Genomic DNA, 15628 nt, shown 5'->3' with positions numbered 1-15628 from the left:
GGGCAGAACACCCCGCGCGAACGACGGTGGGTCCTTCAGCCGGCGAACCGGTCCCGCAGCTCCCGCTTCAGGATCTTCCCGCTGGCGTTGCGCGGCAGCTCGTCCACGAACAGCACCCGCTTCGGCGCCTTGAAGTGGGCGAGCTTCTCGCGCGCGTGGTCGATCAGTTCGGCCTCGGTGACCTCCCCGCGCGGGACGACGACCGCGGTGACGGCCTCGATCCACCGTTCGTCGGGCAGGCCGATCACGGCGACCTCGGCGACGGCGTCGTGGGTGTACAGCGCGTCCTCCACCTGGCGTGAGGCGACCAGCACGCCCCCGGAGTTGATGACGTCCTTCACCCGGTCGACGATCGTGAAGTAGCCGTGCGCGTCCCGGACCGCGAGGTCGCCGGAGTGGAACCAGCCGTCCCGGAAGGCCGCCTCGGTCTCCTCGGGCTTGTCCCAATAGCCCTCGCACAGCTGCGGCGACCGGTAGACGATCTCGCCTGGCGTCCCGTCGGGCACGTCCTTGCCGTCCTCGTCCACGACCCGCGCGTCCACGAACAGGACGGTGCGGCCGCAGGAGTCCATCCGCCCCTTGTGCTCGTCGGGCGCGAGGACGGTGGCCAGCGGGCCGATCTCGCTCTGGCCGAAGCAGTTGTAGAAGGCCAGCTTCGGCAGCCGCTCGCGCAGCCGCTCCAGGACGGGCACCGGCATGATCGAGGCGCCGTAGTACGCCTTGCGCAGTCCGCCGAGGTCACGGGTGGCGAAGTCGGGACGGTTGGCCAGGGCGATCCACACCGTGGGCGGGGCGAACAGGCTGTCCGCGCGACCCTGTTCGACCAGGTCGAGAAGGCGGTCTCCGTCGGGCCCGTCGAGGATGATGTTCGTCGCGCCGACCGCGAGATACGGGAGCAGGAAGACGTGCATCTGCGCCGAGTGGTACAGCGGCAGCGAGTGCACGGGGCGGTCACCGGCGCTCAGATCGCACGCGGTGATCGCGCTCAGGTACTCGTGCACCAGGGCGCGGTGGGTCATCATCGCGCCCTTCGGCAGGGCCGTCGTCCCGGAGGTGTACAGCAGCTGGACCAGGTCCTCGCCGCGCGCCTCGGGGCCGTCGTACGGCGGCGTCGTGGCGAGGCGGGTCAGCAGCGAGTCGGCGGAGTCCCGCAGGGGCAGCGTGCGCGCACCGGCCGGCAGCCGTCCCGCGAGGCCGGGATCGGCGAGGACGAGGGTGCTGCCCGACTGGCCGACGATGTACGCCAGATCGTCGCCGGTGAGGTTCTGGTTGACCGGCACGTGCACCAGTCCCGCGCGGGCACAGGCGAGGAAGGCGATCAGATACGCGTCCGAGTTGTGGCCGTAGGCACCGACCCGGTCACCGCGGTCGAGGCCCTGGTCGAGGAGCAGGCGCGCCGCGCGGGAGACCGCGTCGTCCAGTTCCTCGTACGTCCATGAGCGCTCGCCGTACTCCACCGCGACGCGCGCCGGGGTGCGCCGGGCGCTGCGCCGCAGCACCCCGTCAACCGTACTGCCGTGTCCAGGCGTCATACGGGACAACCTACCGGTTGGTACGCTCAACCGCTCCTTCCCTCAATGACGTTGGGAGGCACGATGCGCACCCGCCCCAGACGCGCCGTCGTCACGGCCGTGGCCCTGTTCGCCGCCGTCGGCACACTGCCGGCCGCAGCCGCGCAGGACCGGCACGCACAGCACCATCCGTCGCACGGCGGTCTGTCCGCCACCATCCGCTACACCGAGTACGGCATCCCGCACATCCTCGCGAAGAAATACGCGGACCTGGGCTTCGGCACCGGGTGGGCGCAGGCCGCCGACCAGGTCTGCGCGCTCGCCGACGGGTTCGTGACCGTGCGCGGCGAGCGCTCGCGGTACTTCGGGGCCGACGCGGCCTCGGACTCCGCGCTCTCCTCGGCCACGAAGAACCTCGCCGGCGACCTGTACTTCCGCGGGGTGCGGGAGGCGGGCACGGTGGAGAGGCTGATGGCCGAGCCGGCGCCGCGTGGTCCGAGCCGCGAGGTGAAGGACCTGATGCGGGGCTTCGCCGCCGGCTACAACACCTGGCTGGAGAAGAACCGGATCACCGATCCGGCGTGCAAGGGCGCCGACTGGGTGCGTCCCGTGTCGGTCCAGGACGTGGCCGCGCGCAGTTTCGCGCTGGCCGTGCTCGGCGGTCAGGGCCGGGCCGTGGACGGCATCACCGCCGCCCAGCCGCCCGTGTCCACCACCCCGACGGCAGGCGCACCGGACGCCCGGGACACCGCACGGGCGGCTCGTGAGCTCTTCGCGGCCGACACCGCCGACATGGGCTCCAACGCCGTCGCCTTCAGCGGGGCCACGACGGCGAACGGCCGCGGGCTGCTCCTCGGCAACCCGCACTACCCCTGGCAGGGCGGCCGCCGCTTCTGGCAGTCGCAGCAGACCATCCCGGGCGAACTGAACATCGCGGGCGGCTCGCTGCTCGGCTCGGCGACGATCTCCATCGGCCACAACGCGCAGGTGGCCTGGAGCCACACCGTGGCCACCGGCGTCCCCCTGAACCTGCACCAGCTCACCCTGGACCCGTCCGACCCGACCGCGTATCTCGTGGACGGCAGGCCGGAACGGATGACCCGGCGCGAGGTGACCGTCGCCGTCCGAGGCGGCGCACCGGTGACGAGGGCCCAGTGGTGGACGCGGTACGGCCCCGTCGTCACCTCGCTCGGGGCCACGCTCCCGCTGCCCTGGACGACCACGACGGCGTACGCCCTCAACGACCCGAACGCCACCAACCTGCGCGCCTCCGACACGGCCCTCGGCTTCAGCAGGGCCCGCGGCACGAGCGACGTGCTGGACGCGGTGCGGCGTACGCAGGGGCTGCCCTGGGTCAACACGATCGCCGCCGACGCTCGGGGGCACACCCTGTTCACGCAGTCCCAGGTGCTCCCCCGGATCACCGACGAACTGGCACAGCGCTGCTCCACCCCCTTGGGCAAAGTCACCTACCCCGCCTCGGGGGTGGCGATCCTCGACGGCTCGCACGGCGACTGCGCTCTCGGCAGTGACCCGGACGCCGTACAGCCGGGCATCTTCGGGCCGGCGAAGATGCCGGTCCTGAAGGACGCGCCGTACGCGGAGAACTCCAACGACAGCGCCTGGCTGGCCAACGCCGAGCGGCCGCTGACGGGTTACGAGCGGGTCTTCGGCACGCTGGGGACGCAGCGCACGCTGCGCACGCGCGGTGCTCTGCAGGACGTGTCCGCGATGGCCGCGCGGGGGCGGTTGACCGTGCGGGACCTCCAGGCGCAGCAGTTCGCCGACCGGGTGCCCGCGGGCGACCTCGTGGCGGCGGACGCGGCGACGGCATGTGCGGCTCTGCCCGGCGGCACGGCGACGGGCAGCGACGGCAAGGCCGTCGACGTCCGCGAGGCCTGCGGGGTGCTCGCGGCCTGGGACCACTCCGTGAACACCGGCAGCCGGGGCGCCCTGCTGTTCGACCGGCTGTGGCGGCGGCTGCCCGTGGCCCAGCTGTGGAAGGTGCCGTTCTCGGCGGCCGACCCGGTGAACACGCCGAACACCCTCAACACGGGCTCACCCGCCTTCACGACGGCCCTCGCGGACACGGTCGCCGAACTCCGGGCGGCGGGCATCGCGCTGGACTCCCGGCTCGGGGAGCACCAGTTCGTCGTACGGAACGGCAAGCGCGTCCCCGTTCCGGGCGGCACCGAGTCGCTGGGGGTGTGGAACAAGGTCGAGCCGGTGTGGGACCCGGCGGGCGGCGGATACACGGAGGTGACGACCGGGTCCAGCTACATCCAGGCGGTGGGCTGGGACGGCGGCCGCTGTCCGGTGGCCCGGACCCTGCTGACGTACTCCCAGTCCTCGAACCCGAACTCGCCGCACTTCAGCGACCAGACCCGGCTGTTCTCCGAGAAGAGGTGGGTGACGTCCCGGTTCTGCGAGAAGGACATCCTGACCTCGCCCGCGCTGCGGATCGTGCGGGTGCGCTCCTGACGCCGGGCGGGCTCACACCGGTCGCGGGCGCCCCTCCCAGTACGGGTCCCGCAGGCGCCGCTTGTACAGCTTGCCGTTGGGGTCGCGGGGCATCTCGGTGATGAAGTCGACGCTCTTCGGGCGCTTGTAGCCCGCGAGTTGCGCGGCGCAGTGGGCGAGGATGTCGCCGGCCAGGTCCGGCCCGGGGGTGTGCCCCGGGGCCGCTTCCACCACGGCCTTGACCTCCTCGCCCCAGTCGTCGTGCGGGATGCCGAAGGCGGCGGCGTCGGCGACGGCGGGATGCTGGAGCAGCACGGACTCGATCTCGGCGGGGTAGATGTTGACCCCGCCCGAGATGATCATGTCGATCTTGCGGTCGCGGAGGAAGAGATAGCCGTCCTCGTCGAGGAGGCCGAGGTCGCCGACGGTGAAGAAGTCGCCGATGCGGTTCTTCTTCGTCTTGGCCTCGTCCTTGTGGTACGCGAAGCCGCCGGTGTTCATCTTCAGGTACACGGTGCCCAGTTCACCGGGCGGCAGCCGGTTGCCGTCGTCGTCGAAGATCGCGAGCTCGCTGATGGGCCAGGCCTTGCCGACCGTGCCGGGCTTCTTCAGCCAGTCCTCGGCGGTCGCGAAGGCACCGCCGCCCTCACTGGCCGCGTAGTACTCCTCCACACAGGGCCCCCACCAGTCGAGCATCGCCCGTTTGACGTGGTCGGGGCAGGGGGCGGCGCCGTGGATGGCGTGCCGCATGGACGAGACGTCGTAGCGTGCCCGGACGTCCTCGGGCAGGGCCAGCAGCCGGTGGAACTGGGTCGGGACCATGTGGGTGTGGGTGCACCGGTGGGCGTCGATCAGCCGCAGCATCTCCTCGGGCGTCCACTTGTCCATGAGGACCAGAGGGTGGCCGATGTGCAGGGACGCGGCCGCGAACTGCAGGACGGCGGTGTGGTAGAGCGGCGAGCAGACGAGGTGGACGTTGTCGCCGAAGGGCTGGATGCCGAAGATGCCGAGGAAGCCGCCGAGGTACGCCTCCTCCGGCCGCTTGCCGGGCAGCGGCCTGCGGATGCCGCGGGGGCGGCCCGTCGTCCCGGAGGTGTAGTTCATGACCCAGCCGAGTTCGCGGTCCTCGGGTGCCGACTCCGGTTGCCCGTCAAGGAGTTCGGCGTAGGGGCGGAAGCCCTCGATCTCCCCGACGGTGTACCGGTGGCTCACCGGGAGGTCCGCCTCGTCGGCCGCCTGCCGCGCCGCGTCGGCGAAGCGTTCGTGGGCGAGGAGCACCTTGGCTCCGGAGTCGGCGACGATCCATGCGATCTCGGGGGCGACGAAGTGGTGGTTGATCGGGACCAGGTAGAGACCGGCCTGGCTGGCGGCGAGGTGCGCGGTGAAGAACTCCGCGCTGTTGGGCAGGACGACGGCGAAGGCGTCCCCGCGTTCGAGGCCGGCGGCCCGCAGGCCGTGCACCAGCTGGTTGGCGGCTCCCAGGAGGCGGCCCGCGGTCCAGGGCGTGCCGTCGGGGGCGATGAGGACCGTACGGGAGGGGTCCTGGGCGGCCTGGGCCCAGAAGCCCGCGGGAGGCGTGCTCGTCACTGGCCGCTCCTTCCGGCGATGCGGTTGATGCGATCGACGGCTTCCTCGAAGCCGCGGGTGAGGTCGTCGAAGACGGCCTGGACACTGCGTTCGCTGGTCATCCGGCCGACGATCTGGCCGACGGGGGTGCCCAGGAGGGGCTCCACCTCGTACTTCTGGATGCGCGAGACGGCGTCGGCGACCAGCAGACCCTGCAGGGGCATGGGCAGGGTGCCCGGCCCGTCGGCGGAGTCCCAGGCGTCGGTCCATTCGGTACGGAGCTGGCGCGCGGGCTTCCCGGTCAGCGCGCGGGAGCGGACGGTGTCGCCGGAGCCGGCCGCGAACAGTTTCTCGATCAGCTTGGGCGAGGGCAGTTCGGCCTCGGTGGTGGTCAGCCACAGGGAGCCCAGCCACACGCCCTGGGCGCCGAGTGCCAGTGCGGCCGCCACCTGCTGACCGCTGCCGATGCCGCCCGCCGCCAGCACGGGCAGCGGGTCCACGGCGTCGACGACGTCGGGGGTGAGGACCATGGAGGCGATGTCACCGGTGTGGCCGCCGGCCTCGTAGCCCTGCGCGACCACGATGTCGATGCCGCCCTCCTTGTGCTTCACCGCGTGCCGGGCGCTGCCCGCGAGCGCCGCCACGAGGACGTTCTGTTCATGCGCGCGGGCCACCACGTCGGCGGGCGGGGAGCCGAGGGCGTTGGCGAGCAGCCGGATCGGATAGTCGAAGGCGACGTCCAGCTGGTTGCGGGCGACCTGCTCCATCCAGCCCGTGATGCGCCACCCCGACGCCTCGCCCTCGGCGAGCTCGGGCACGCCGTACTTGGCGAGGGTGTCCCTGACGAACTGCCGGTGCCCCTCGGGGATCATCGCCTCGACGTCCGCCTCGGTCACCCCTTCGACCTTCTTGGCGGGCATGACGACGTCCAGGCCGTACGGCTTGCCGTCGACGTGGGCCTCGATCCAGTCGAGGTCGCGTTTGAGCTCGTCGGGGGCCGTGTAGCGGACCGCGCCGAGCACTCCGAAACCGCCGGCCCGGCTGATGGCCGCGGCGACGGCGGGGAACGGCGTGAAGCCGAAGACGGCGTGCTCGACTCCCAGTTTCTTGCTCAGCTCCGTCTGCATGGCCGCAGGATGCCGCAGACCTCCGGACGACGGAAGAGGTTTTCTGATGCTCCGTCAGATTCACGTCGCCGGATTCGGCCCGTCGGATGCGGCCCGTCGGAATCGGCGTCCGCGGGTGGAGGGCTCAGCCGGGGACGTCCAGGCGCTGGGTGCCGACGACCGAGAGCAGCCGTAGCGCCTCCTCGGAGGGGGAGCCGGGAGCGGCCGTGTAGATCACGACCCGCTGGTCGCGGTCGGCGATGTCCAGGACATCGCAGTTGACGACGACCGCGCCGACCACGGGGTGGTGGAAGGTCTTGCACAGGGTGGGGCTGGCCGTGACGTCGTGGGCCGCCCACAGTGCGGCGAACTCCTCGCTGCCGTCGAGGAGTTCGGCCACCAGACCGGTCAGCTCGGCATCGCCGGGATAGCGGGCGGAGGCGGCGCGCAGATGCTGGACCGAGGAGATGGCGAACTCCGCACCGTCCGACACCCCGTACAGGCGCCCGCTTTTCGGGTGCGGACCGAGGAAGGCCCGCCGGACCAGGTTGCGGTCACGGCGCGAGAGGGCGGAGAAGTCCTCCATGAGGGCCGCGGCCAGGTCGTTCCAGGCGATGACCTCGTGGGCGGCCGAGATGACGATCGCTGCGGCCTGCGGCAGCCGGTGCAACAGGTCGACGATGCTCTGGCGGACCTCGCGGGAGGGACCGGGCGGCGGGCCCGGCGGGGTGCCGGCGAGATGGTGGAGGTGGTCCCGTTCGGCGTCCGACAGGCGCAGGGCACGGGCGACCTGCGCCAGTACCTCCAGGGAGGGACGGGGTGCGCGTGCCTGCTCCAGCCGGGTGTAGTACTCGGTGGAGATGTACGCGAGCTGCGCCACCTCCTCGCGGCGCAGGCCCGGGGTGCGGCGGCGCGGCCCGGCGGCCAGCCCCACGTCGGCGGGGGTGATGCGCTCGCGCCGGCTGCGCAGGAAGTCAGCCAGTTCTCGTCGGTCCACGCTCCCAGTGTGCGCGGGCGCCGCGGTGCCCAGCCAGGTACTGCCGATGCCTGGATGAGCCGGGGCACCGGCAGCAGGCTCGTCGGCATGGACAACACCACGACCACCACTGCTCTGCTCGCCGACAAGGTCGCCTTCGTCACCGGCGCCGGACGCGGGATCGGCGCCGCGGCCGCGCGGCTGTTCGCCCGCGAAGGCGCCCGTGTGCTGCTCGCGGCCCGCACCGAGACCGAACTCAAGGCGGTCACCGAGGAGATCCGCGCCGCGGGCGGCACCGCCGACCACGTCCACTGCGACCTGGCCGACCCGGCGAGCATCCGGGCCGCCGTGGACCGGGCCGTCGAGCTGTACGGCAGGCTCGACGTCGCCTTCAACAACGGCGCGACCATTCAGCGGCCCGGCCCCCTGGACCAGCTGTCCGAGGCCGAGTTCGACCACGTCATCTCCGTCAACCTCAAGGGCCCCTGGCTGGCGATGAACGCCGAGATCGCCGCGATCCGGGCCACCGCCGGGACGGGCGCGATCGTCAACAACTCCAGTATCGGCAGCCTGATGGCCAACCCCTGGCTGCCCGCGTACGGCGCCGCCAAGCGGGCGGTCAACAGCCTGACCGCCTCAGCCGCCGCCACGTACGGCCCGGAGGGCATCCGGGTCAACGCCGTCGCCCCCGGCACCACGATGACGGAGATGATCGACGAGTGGGAGACAAGCTCCCCGGGCATCGTCGAGCAGCTCGTCGCGCAGACCCCGCTGGGCCGCGGCGCCCACCCGGCCGAGATCGCCGAGGCCGCGGCCTGGCTCCTGAGCGACCGTGCCTCGTACGTGACCGGCGTGGTGCTCCAGGTCGACGGGGGCAGCCGGGCCTGAGAACGCCGGCGGGCGGGGCGCTTCAGCCGCCGAGCTCCTCCAGCACGGCCATCGCCGCGTTGTGCCCCGGCACCCCGCTCACCCCGCCGCCGCGCACCGCGCCCGCCCCGCACAGCAGCACGTTCGGGTGCCGGGTCTCCACGCCCCACCGGCCGGTGCCCTCCTCGGCGTACGGCCAGGACAGTTCGCGGTGGAAGATGTTGCCGCCGGGCAGCCGCAGGTCCCGCTCCAGGTCGAGCGGGGTCTTCGCCTCGATGCACGGCCGGCCGTCCGCGTCCGTGGCCACGCAGTCGGCCAGCGGCTCGGCGAGGTGGGCGTCGAGCTGGGCGAGGGTGGACTTGAGGAGTTCCTCCCGTACGGCGTCGTTGTCCCGGTCGAAGAGCCTGGCCGGGGTGTGCAGGCCGAACAGGGTGAGGGTCTGGTAGCCCTGCTCGACGAGGTCCGGGCCGAGGATCGTCGGGTCGGTGAGGGAGTGGCAGTAGATCTCGGAGGGCGGGGCGGTGGGGAGCCGGCCGGCGGCGGCCTCGGCATGGGCGGTGGCCAGCTGCTGGTAGCCCTCGGCGATGTGGAAGGTGCCGGAGAACGCCTCGCGCGGATCGACCTCGCTGTCGCGCAGCCGCGGGAGCCGCTTGAGGAGGACGTTGACCTTGAGCTGGGCGCCCTCGGTGGGCGTGGGCGGCAGGTCGCCGGTGAGCGCGGCGAGTTCCCGCGGGGAGGCGTTGACCAGGACGTGCCGGGCCGCGACGGTGCCCTCGCCCTCGGCGGTGCGGTACGTGATCTCCGCGGAGCTGCCGTCCGCGGAGATCCCCATGACCTCGTGGCCGGTGGCGAGCACCGCGCCGGCCTGGCGTGCCGCCGTGGCCAGGGCGTCCGTGAGGGCGCCCATGCCGCCGACGGGCACGTCCCAGGCGCCGGTCCCGCCGCCGATCACGTGGTAGAGGAAGCAGCGGTTCTGCTTGAGGGAGGGGTCGTGGGCGTCGGCGAAGGTGCCGATGAGCGCGTCGGTCAGGACCACACCCCGGACCAGGTCGTCGGCGAAACGGTCCTCCACGGCAACACCGATCGGCTCCTCGAACAGGACCCGCCATGCCTCCTCGTCGTCCACCCGCAGGCGCAGTTCGTCCCGGGTGGGCAGCGGTTCGGTGAGCGTGGGGAACACCCGCTGGGCCACCCGGCCCGTCATGTCGTAGAACCGCTGCCAGGCCCGGTACTCGCCTTCACCGCCGGTGAGCCGGGCGAAGGCCTCCCGGGTGCGGCGCTCGCCGCCGCCGACGAGCAGTCCGGTCGGCCTGCCGTCGCGTTCCACGGGGGTGTACGACGAGACGTTGCGGGTGCGGACGCGGAAGTCCAGGCCGAGATCGCGGACGATCTTCCTGGGCAGCAGGCTGACCAGGTACGAGTACCGGGACAGCCGGGCGTCCACTCCGGCGAAGGGGCGCGTGGACACCGCCGCTCCCCCGGTGTTCCCGAGCCGCTCCAGGACCAGTACGGACCGCCCGGCCCGGGCCAGATAGGCGGCGGCGACCAGTCCGTTGTGACCTCCGCCGACGATGACGGCGTCGTAGCGGCGGTGGAGTCCCTCGTGTGCAGGCATGGTTCTTCGTAACACGTGGTGATCTAGGTCGGCCAGAGGGGGAGCGCACCCGGCCCACGCCCCGGGTCACAGTGCTCCCGGCTCCCGCTGCCGGCGCAGCAGCGCCGCTCTGCGGTAGAGCTCGACCGCCTCCGCGCCCCGGCCGAGCTGTTCCAGGCAGTGCGCCTCGTCGTTGCGGCTGGCGAGGGTGTCGGGGTGGTCGGCGCCGAGGACCCGCTCGCGGGCGGCGGCCACGGTGCGGTACTCGGTGAGGGCGTCCGTCCAGCGGCCGAGCCAGCCGAGACCCACGGCGACCTCGCGACGGCTGACCAGGGTGTCCGGATGGTCGGGGCCTAGGACGCGCGCGCGGATCGCGCACACGTCCCGGGACTCGGCGAGGGCCTCTTCCCAGCGGCCGAGGCGGCCGAGGTTGACGCCGAGGCCGTGGCGGGCGCGCAGGGTCTCGGGGTGGGCGGGGCCGTGGACGCGGGTGCGGTCCTCGATCAGGTCGCGGTAGAGCCGCAGCGCGTCCGCGCTGCGGCCGAGGCGGCCGAGGCTGATGCCGACCTCGTAGCGGGCGGCGAGGGTGTCGGGGTGATCGGGGCCGAGGGCCCGGGCGCGCGCCTCGGCGACCTCGTGGTAGGTCTGCAGGGCTTCCGCCCAGCGTCCCGACTGGCCGAGCGCATAGGCCACTTCGTATCGGGTGACGAGCGTGTCGGGGTGGTGGGGACCGAGCACCCGGGCGCGCGCGGCGGCCACCTCGACGGCCATCCGGTAGGAGTCCTCCAGGCGGCCGAGCCGGCTGAGGTTGAAGGCGAGGTTGTGGCGGCAGCGCAGGGTGTCGGGGTGGTCCGGGCCCATCCCGCGCTCCCGGGCCGCGAGCACCGAGTGGTAGACCTGGTGGGCGTCGAGGTGGCGGCCCAACTGGCCGAGGACGTACGCCATTTCCTGGCGGGCGGCGAGGGTGTCGGGGTGGTCGGCGCCCAGGGTGCGGGTCCTGGTCGCGGCCACGTGCTTGTACGCGCGCAGGGCGTCCGCGGCGCGGCCGGTGCGGCTGAGGGTGAAGGCGACCTCGTAGTGGCTGGCCAGGGTGTCGGGGTGGTCGGGGCCGAGCAGGTGCTCGCGTTCGGCGGCGACCGCGCGGTGCACCTCGCCGGCCTCGGCCCACCGGCCCAGGCGCCCGAGGCTGAGCCCCGCGTTGTGCCGCCCGGCGAGTGCCGTCAGGGCCTGCGCCGAGGGCAGGGGCGGCTCGTCCGGCGCGGGCTCCTCGACGCGGCCGCCGGCGGGGCGGGCGATCCACTCGCCGGTCAGACCGGCCCCGGCGTCCGGGGGCGTGGTGACGAGTCCGGCGCCGGTGGCCTTGTGGCCGGTGGTCATGCCCCGGGTCCAGGACGGCAGCCGGGTCTCACGGGGGCGGCCGGGTTCGGAGGGGGCCGGCGGCCGGAGGTCGGGCCGCGGGGTCACCACGGTGGGCACGTACGCCGGGGTGGTGCGGCCCAGGGTGATCCGGCGGCCCAGCTCCCGTGCGTCGTGCGGGCGTTGTCCGGGCTCTTTGGCCAGCAGGTCGAGGATGACCTTGTCGAGGTACTCCGGGAGTTCGGCGCGGTGGCTGCGCGGCGGCCGGGGCGGGGTGTCGCGGTGGCCGACGAGGATCGCCCAGGCGTCCTCCAGGTCGAACGGCGGGGCCCCGGTGGCGATCTCGTAGAGCACACACCCCAGGGAGTACAGGTCGCTGCGCTGGTCGACCTCGGAACCCCCTATCTGCTCCGGTGACATGTAGTGCGGGGTGCCCATCGCGATGCCGGTGCCGGTCAGCCGGGAGGTGAAGTCGACGTCGTGGCCGAGGCGGGCTATGCCGAAGTCGCAGATCTTCACGGTGCCGTCGGTCAGCCGGACGATGTTGGCGGGCTTCAGGTCCCGGTGCACGATGCCCTGTTGGTGGGTGTAGGCGAGCGCGGCGGCGACCTGGTCGGCGATCTCGATGACGTCGGACACGGGCAGGGGGTGCTGTTCGTTGTCCTCCAGGAGCTGGCTGAGGTTGCGGCCGTCCAGGAGCTCCATCACCAGGTAGAGGACGCCGTCCGACTCGCCGAAGTCATGGACGACCGTGATGCCGCGGTGGCTGAGGGCGGCGGCCACGCGCGCCTCGCGCCGGAACCGCTCCCGCAGGACCCGGGTGAAGGACTGGTCGTGCTGCCCGCCCAGCGGCTTGAGACACTTCACGGCGACATGCCGGCCCAGGGACTCGTCGCGCGCCCGCCACACCTCGCCCATGCCGCCGCGCCCGATCAGGTCGAGCAGCCGGTACCGCCCCTGGATGAGCCTGCTGTCCCCCATCTCCTGCGACCGCCCCCGTAAAGTTCGCCCCGCCCTCCCATGGCTCGTCCAGTATGGCGACCTATCGTCCGAGTTTGTACGGGGCGGGCCGGGAGCCCGGGCCGAGGCGGGCCATGGCGCGGAGGATGTGTTTGGGCGGGAGTTGCCAGCGCAGACGTGCGGGAACGCAGCGCAGCAGGGTGCCGGTGGCACGCAACTGGCGGGTGACGGTGGTGGGTTCGGCGGCTCTCCTGCCGTACAGCTCGTGGGCGTACGGCGGCAGGGCGGCGTACGCCAGCTGGGCCACGCGCCGCCACAGCACCTCACGCGCGGGGACGAGCAGCGGGTGCGTCGGCGGGCGGAGCAGGAACTCGTCCACCGCGCGGGCCTCGGGCGTAGCGGCGAGTTCGGGGCGCGCCTTCTCGAAGTAGGCGGCCATCTCCGCCTGGTCCGCCGGTACGGCGTCCGGGTCCAGGCCCACCAGGCGGGCGCTGACCCGGTGTTCGGCGATGTAGCGGTCGGCCTGCTCGTCGGTGAGGCGGAAGCCGGAGCGGCGGGCGACCTGGAGGTAGGAGTCGATCTCGGCGCAGTGCACCCACAGCAGGAGCCCGGGTTCGTCGACGCCGTAGCGCTCGCCGGTGGCGGGGTCGGTCGCCCCGAGCATGCTGTGGATCTTCCGGACCCGCGCACCGGCCTTCTCCGCCGCCTCGGTGGTGCCGTAGGTGGTGGTGCCGACGAAGTTCGCGGTGCGCATCAGCCGGCCCCAGGCGTCGCGCCGGAAGTCGGAGTTCTGCATGACCCCGCGCACCGCCCGCGGGTGCAGGGCCTGAAGGTAGAGCGCGCGGATGCCGGCGACCCACATCATCGGGTCGCCGTGCATCTGCCAGGTCACCGAGGCCGGGGTGAACAGCCCGGGGTCGTCCGCCTCGAAGCTCGCCGCGTCCGTCATACGCGCAGGCTAACGCCGTACCCGCGGCATACCCAGGCCGATCCAGGAGATGATCTCCCGCTGGATCTCGTTGTTGCCGCCGCCGAAGGTGAAGATGACCGCCGAGCGGTAGCCGCGTTCGAGTTCGCCGTGGAGGACCTCGCCCGCCGAGCCCTCCTTCAGCGCGCCGGCCGCCGCGACGATCTCCATGAGCCACGCGTAGGCGTCCCGGCGGGCCTCGGAGCCGTAGACCTTGACCGCGGAGGCGTCCTGCGGGGTGAGGGTGCCGTCCTGGACGGCGTTCACCATCCGCCAGTTGAGGAGCTTGAGGGCGTCGAGCTTCGTGTGGGTCCGGGCGAGGAGGCGGCGCACCCAGGGCAGGTCGATCACGCGGCGGCCGTCGGCGAGCTTGGTCTCCATGGCCCAGCGCTGGACGTCGTGCAGGGCCCGGATCGCCATGGTGCCGTGGGCGGCCAGGGTGACGCGCTCGTGGTTGAGCTGGTTGGTGATCAGCCGCCAGCCCTGGTTCTCCTCGCCGACCCGGTGCGAGACGGGGACGCGGACGTTCTCGTAGTAGCTGGCCGTCGTGTCGTGCGAGGCGAGGGTGTTGATGACGGTGCAGGAGTAGCCCGGGTCGGTGGTCGGCATCAGGAGCATGGTGATGCCCTTGTGCGGCGGGGCGTCGGGGTCGGTGCGCACGGCGAGCCAGACCCAGTCGGCGGTGTCGCCGTTGGTGGTCCAGATCTTGTGGCCGTTGACGACGTACTCGTCGCCGTCCCGTACCGCGCGGGTCTTCAGGGAGGCCAGGTCGGTGCCCGCGCCGGGCTCGCTGTAGCCGATCGCGAAGTCGATCTCACCGGAGAGGATGCGGGGCAGGAACCAGGACTTCTGCTCCTCGGTGCCGAACCGCATGATCGTCGGCCCGACGGTATTGAGGGCCATCAGCGGCAGCGGTACGCCGGCCTGGGCGGCCTCGTCGAAGAAGATGAACTGTTCCATCGCGGTCAGGCCGCGGCCCCCGTACTCCTTGGGCCAGCCCACGCCGAGCCAGCCGTCGGCGCCGAGGCGGCGGATGGTGTCGCGGTAGAAGCGCTTCTGGGCGTCCCGGTCGGTGAAGCGGGCGTGCGCGTTGTCGGGGACCAGGTCGGCGAAGTAGGTGCGCAGTTCGCTGCGCAGCCGCTGCTGCTCGGGTGTGTGGTCGAGATGCACGGCGCCTCCAGGCTCCCGGGACCGGTCCTGACGGCGCACACCGTAGAACGTGTTCCAGAAATTGGGAACGGCCGGGAGGAGGTCCGTGAGGCGGGTCCGTCGGGCGCGGAGGTTTCGCAGGGGTGGGCGCGGAGGTCTCAGAGAAGGGTCGCCATGAAATCCGTGCACGCCTGCGCGCACTCCCGGCACGCCTTGGCGGCGTCCTCGGCGCCGGCGTGCCGGTCGAGGACCTGAGCGCACTCCAGGCAGACCGACCGGCACCATTCCAGCTGGACCCGGATGCCGGCCTCGTCGAGATGGCTCTCCTCGGACAGCACGCGACAGGTCGCGTCGCACACCTCGGCGCACATGATGCCCTTGCGCCGCAGTAGTTCCTGTTCCTCGGTCCCCTCCGGATCGACCAGGCTCGCGCGCAGCGCACAGGCCCGTGCGCACTCGGTGCACGCCTGGGCGCACGCGAAGCGGTCCTCCAGGAACCGGAAGAGTTCCTGCTGAGAAGTCGAAGTCGTCACACGGTGCGGGTAGCCGGGGTCCGGGCCGTCAAACCCGGGGTTCCCGGGGGTTTCCGGGGTTTTCGGCCCTGCGGGGCGGGTCGGTTCGCCCGGGGGTCCGGGGGTACTCGCGTTCCATGAACCAAGCCCTGAACAGCGAATGGATGGACCTGGCCGCGGGCCGGGGCGGCCTCGCGGCCGGAGTGATCGTGGCGGGTGTGGTGGTCGTGGCGGTGCTGATCGGCGCCTTCTGGCTGGGCGCCCGGGTCAAGCGCCGCGAGTCGCGTCCACCCACTCCGGAGGAGCAGCCGAGGCTGCCCGAGGGCGGGCCGGTCCGCGAGGTCAGGGAGCACCGGGAGCCCGACGAGGTGCCCCGGAGCGACACCCGGCTGACCCCGCACGAACTGGGCAACCACGGCAGCAGCCCGACCCGTACCGGCTCGGGGAGCGAACGTCCCCGCTGGGACGAGGGCAGCAGCGGCTCGTTCGGCAGCGGCGGGCCGGGAGGCGGCTGACGTCCACGGCCATGTCGCGGACCCGGTCGTGCGGCCGACCCCGCGGTAACCGTCCGGAACAGCTCTGGGACTGCTGGAGGCGGCCGCCC

At 72.6% G+C, this 15628-nt stretch carries 12 protein-coding genes; 3 read left to right on the top strand and 9 right to left on the bottom strand.

Going from position 1 to position 15628, the window contains the following annotated elements; all coding sequences use genetic code 11:
* Nucleotides 1-35 precede the first annotated feature (35 nt).
* On the bottom strand, nt 36-1532 hold the full coding sequence (locus AQI94_RS19650; RefSeq protein WP_031043952.1) for an acyl-CoA synthetase: 1497 nt from the start codon (nt 1530-1532) through the stop codon (nt 36-38).
* A gap of 63 nt (nt 1533-1595) precedes the next feature.
* Here AQI94_RS19650 and AQI94_RS19645 point away from each other — a divergent pair, with 63 nt between their 5' ends.
* Nucleotides 1596-3992 (top strand): penicillin acylase family protein, encoded by a 2397-nt coding sequence (locus tag AQI94_RS19645; RefSeq protein ID WP_031043949.1) that lies wholly within the window; start codon nt 1596-1598, stop codon nt 3990-3992.
* Between the two features lie 12 nt (nt 3993-4004).
* Here AQI94_RS19645 and AQI94_RS19640 read toward each other — a convergent pair whose 3' ends face one another.
* The 3 genes from AQI94_RS19640 to AQI94_RS19630 all read right to left on the bottom strand — a co-directional run bounded on the left by AQI94_RS19640 (nt 4005) and on the right by AQI94_RS19630 (nt 7640).
* Nucleotides 4005-5558, bottom strand: a complete 1554-nt coding sequence (locus tag AQI94_RS19640; RefSeq protein ID WP_031043946.1) for an acyl-CoA synthetase — start codon at nt 5556-5558, stop codon at nt 4005-4007.
* Complete coding sequence (locus tag AQI94_RS19635) at nt 5555-6664, bottom strand: nitronate monooxygenase (RefSeq protein WP_031043943.1); 1110 nt, start codon at nt 6662-6664, stop codon at nt 5555-5557. Before AQI94_RS19635 ends, AQI94_RS19640 begins: the two co-directional genes overlap by 4 nt.
* 124 nt (nt 6665-6788) lie before the next feature.
* Nucleotides 6789-7640, bottom strand: coding sequence for a helix-turn-helix transcriptional regulator (locus AQI94_RS19630; RefSeq protein WP_031043940.1), 852 nt, complete (start codon nt 7638-7640; stop codon nt 6789-6791).
* Between the two features lie 54 nt (nt 7641-7694).
* On the opposite strand from AQI94_RS19630, the gene AQI94_RS19625 reads away from it, so the two are divergent.
* Nucleotides 7695-8507 (top strand): SDR family NAD(P)-dependent oxidoreductase, encoded by an 813-nt coding sequence (locus AQI94_RS19625; protein WP_031043937.1) that lies wholly within the window; start codon nt 7695-7697, stop codon nt 8505-8507.
* A gap of 22 nt (nt 8508-8529) precedes the next feature.
* On the opposite strand, the gene AQI94_RS19620 is transcribed toward AQI94_RS19625, so the two are convergent.
* From AQI94_RS19620 to AQI94_RS19600, 5 genes are all read right to left on the bottom strand, one after another.
* Nucleotides 8530-10101, bottom strand: coding sequence for a phytoene desaturase family protein (locus tag AQI94_RS19620; RefSeq protein WP_031043934.1), 1572 nt, complete (start codon nt 10099-10101; stop codon nt 8530-8532).
* 66 nt (nt 10102-10167) lie between these two features.
* Complete coding sequence (locus AQI94_RS19615) at nt 10168-12417, bottom strand: serine/threonine-protein kinase (protein ID WP_062229847.1); 2250 nt, start codon at nt 12415-12417, stop codon at nt 10168-10170.
* Between the two features lie 61 nt (nt 12418-12478).
* Nucleotides 12479-13345: an oxygenase MpaB family protein gene (locus AQI94_RS19610; protein WP_031061785.1), complete on the bottom strand. Its 867-nt coding sequence runs from the start codon at nt 13343-13345 to the stop codon at nt 12479-12481.
* Nucleotides 13346-13354: 9 nt separating this feature from the next.
* Nucleotides 13355-14533, bottom strand: coding sequence for an acyl-CoA dehydrogenase family protein (locus AQI94_RS19605; RefSeq protein ID WP_031061782.1), 1179 nt, complete (start codon nt 14531-14533; stop codon nt 13355-13357).
* Nucleotides 14534-14670: 137 nt separating this feature from the next.
* Nucleotides 14671-15045, bottom strand: a complete 375-nt coding sequence (locus AQI94_RS19600; RefSeq protein ID WP_031061778.1) for a ferredoxin — start codon at nt 15043-15045, stop codon at nt 14671-14673.
* Nucleotides 15046-15161: 116 nt separating this feature from the next.
* On the opposite strand from AQI94_RS19600, the gene AQI94_RS19595 reads away from it, so the two are divergent.
* Nucleotides 15162-15539 (top strand): DUF6479 family protein, encoded by a 378-nt coding sequence (locus tag AQI94_RS19595; RefSeq protein ID WP_031061775.1) that lies wholly within the window; start codon nt 15162-15164, stop codon nt 15537-15539.
* The last annotated feature ends 89 nt before the right edge of the window (nt 15540-15628 follow it).

Origin of the sequence: Streptomyces pseudovenezuelae (genome assembly GCF_001513955.1) — a bacterium.
GTDB lineage: Bacteria > Actinomycetota > Actinomycetes > Streptomycetales > Streptomycetaceae > Streptomyces > Streptomyces pseudovenezuelae.
The sequence above is the reverse complement of the archived record's forward strand: the minus strand, read 5'-3'. Positions and strand labels throughout refer to the sequence as shown.

Coding starts and splice junctions, on each gene's coding strand:
- AQI94_RS19650 (WP_031043952.1), bottom strand. CDS start 1,532: ATGACGCCTGGACACGGCAGTACGGTTGACGGGGTGCTGCGGCGCAGC.
- AQI94_RS19615 (WP_062229847.1), bottom strand. CDS start 12,417: ATGGGGGACAGCAGGCTCATCCAGGGGCGGTACCGGCTGCTCGACCTG.
- AQI94_RS19625 (WP_031043937.1), top strand. CDS start 7,695: ATGAGCCGGGGCACCGGCAGCAGGCTCGTCGGCATGGACAACACCACG.
- AQI94_RS19595 (WP_031061775.1), top strand. CDS start 15,162: ATGAACCAAGCCCTGAACAGCGAATGGATGGACCTGGCCGCGGGCCGG.
- AQI94_RS19610 (WP_031061785.1), bottom strand. CDS start 13,345: ATGACGGACGCGGCGAGCTTCGAGGCGGACGACCCCGGGCTGTTCACC.
- AQI94_RS19635 (WP_031043943.1), bottom strand. CDS start 6,664: ATGCAGACGGAGCTGAGCAAGAAACTGGGAGTCGAGCACGCCGTCTTC.
- AQI94_RS19620 (WP_031043934.1), bottom strand. CDS start 10,101: ATGCCTGCACACGAGGGACTCCACCGCCGCTACGACGCCGTCATCGTC.
- AQI94_RS19645 (WP_031043949.1), top strand. CDS start 1,596: ATGCGCACCCGCCCCAGACGCGCCGTCGTCACGGCCGTGGCCCTGTTC.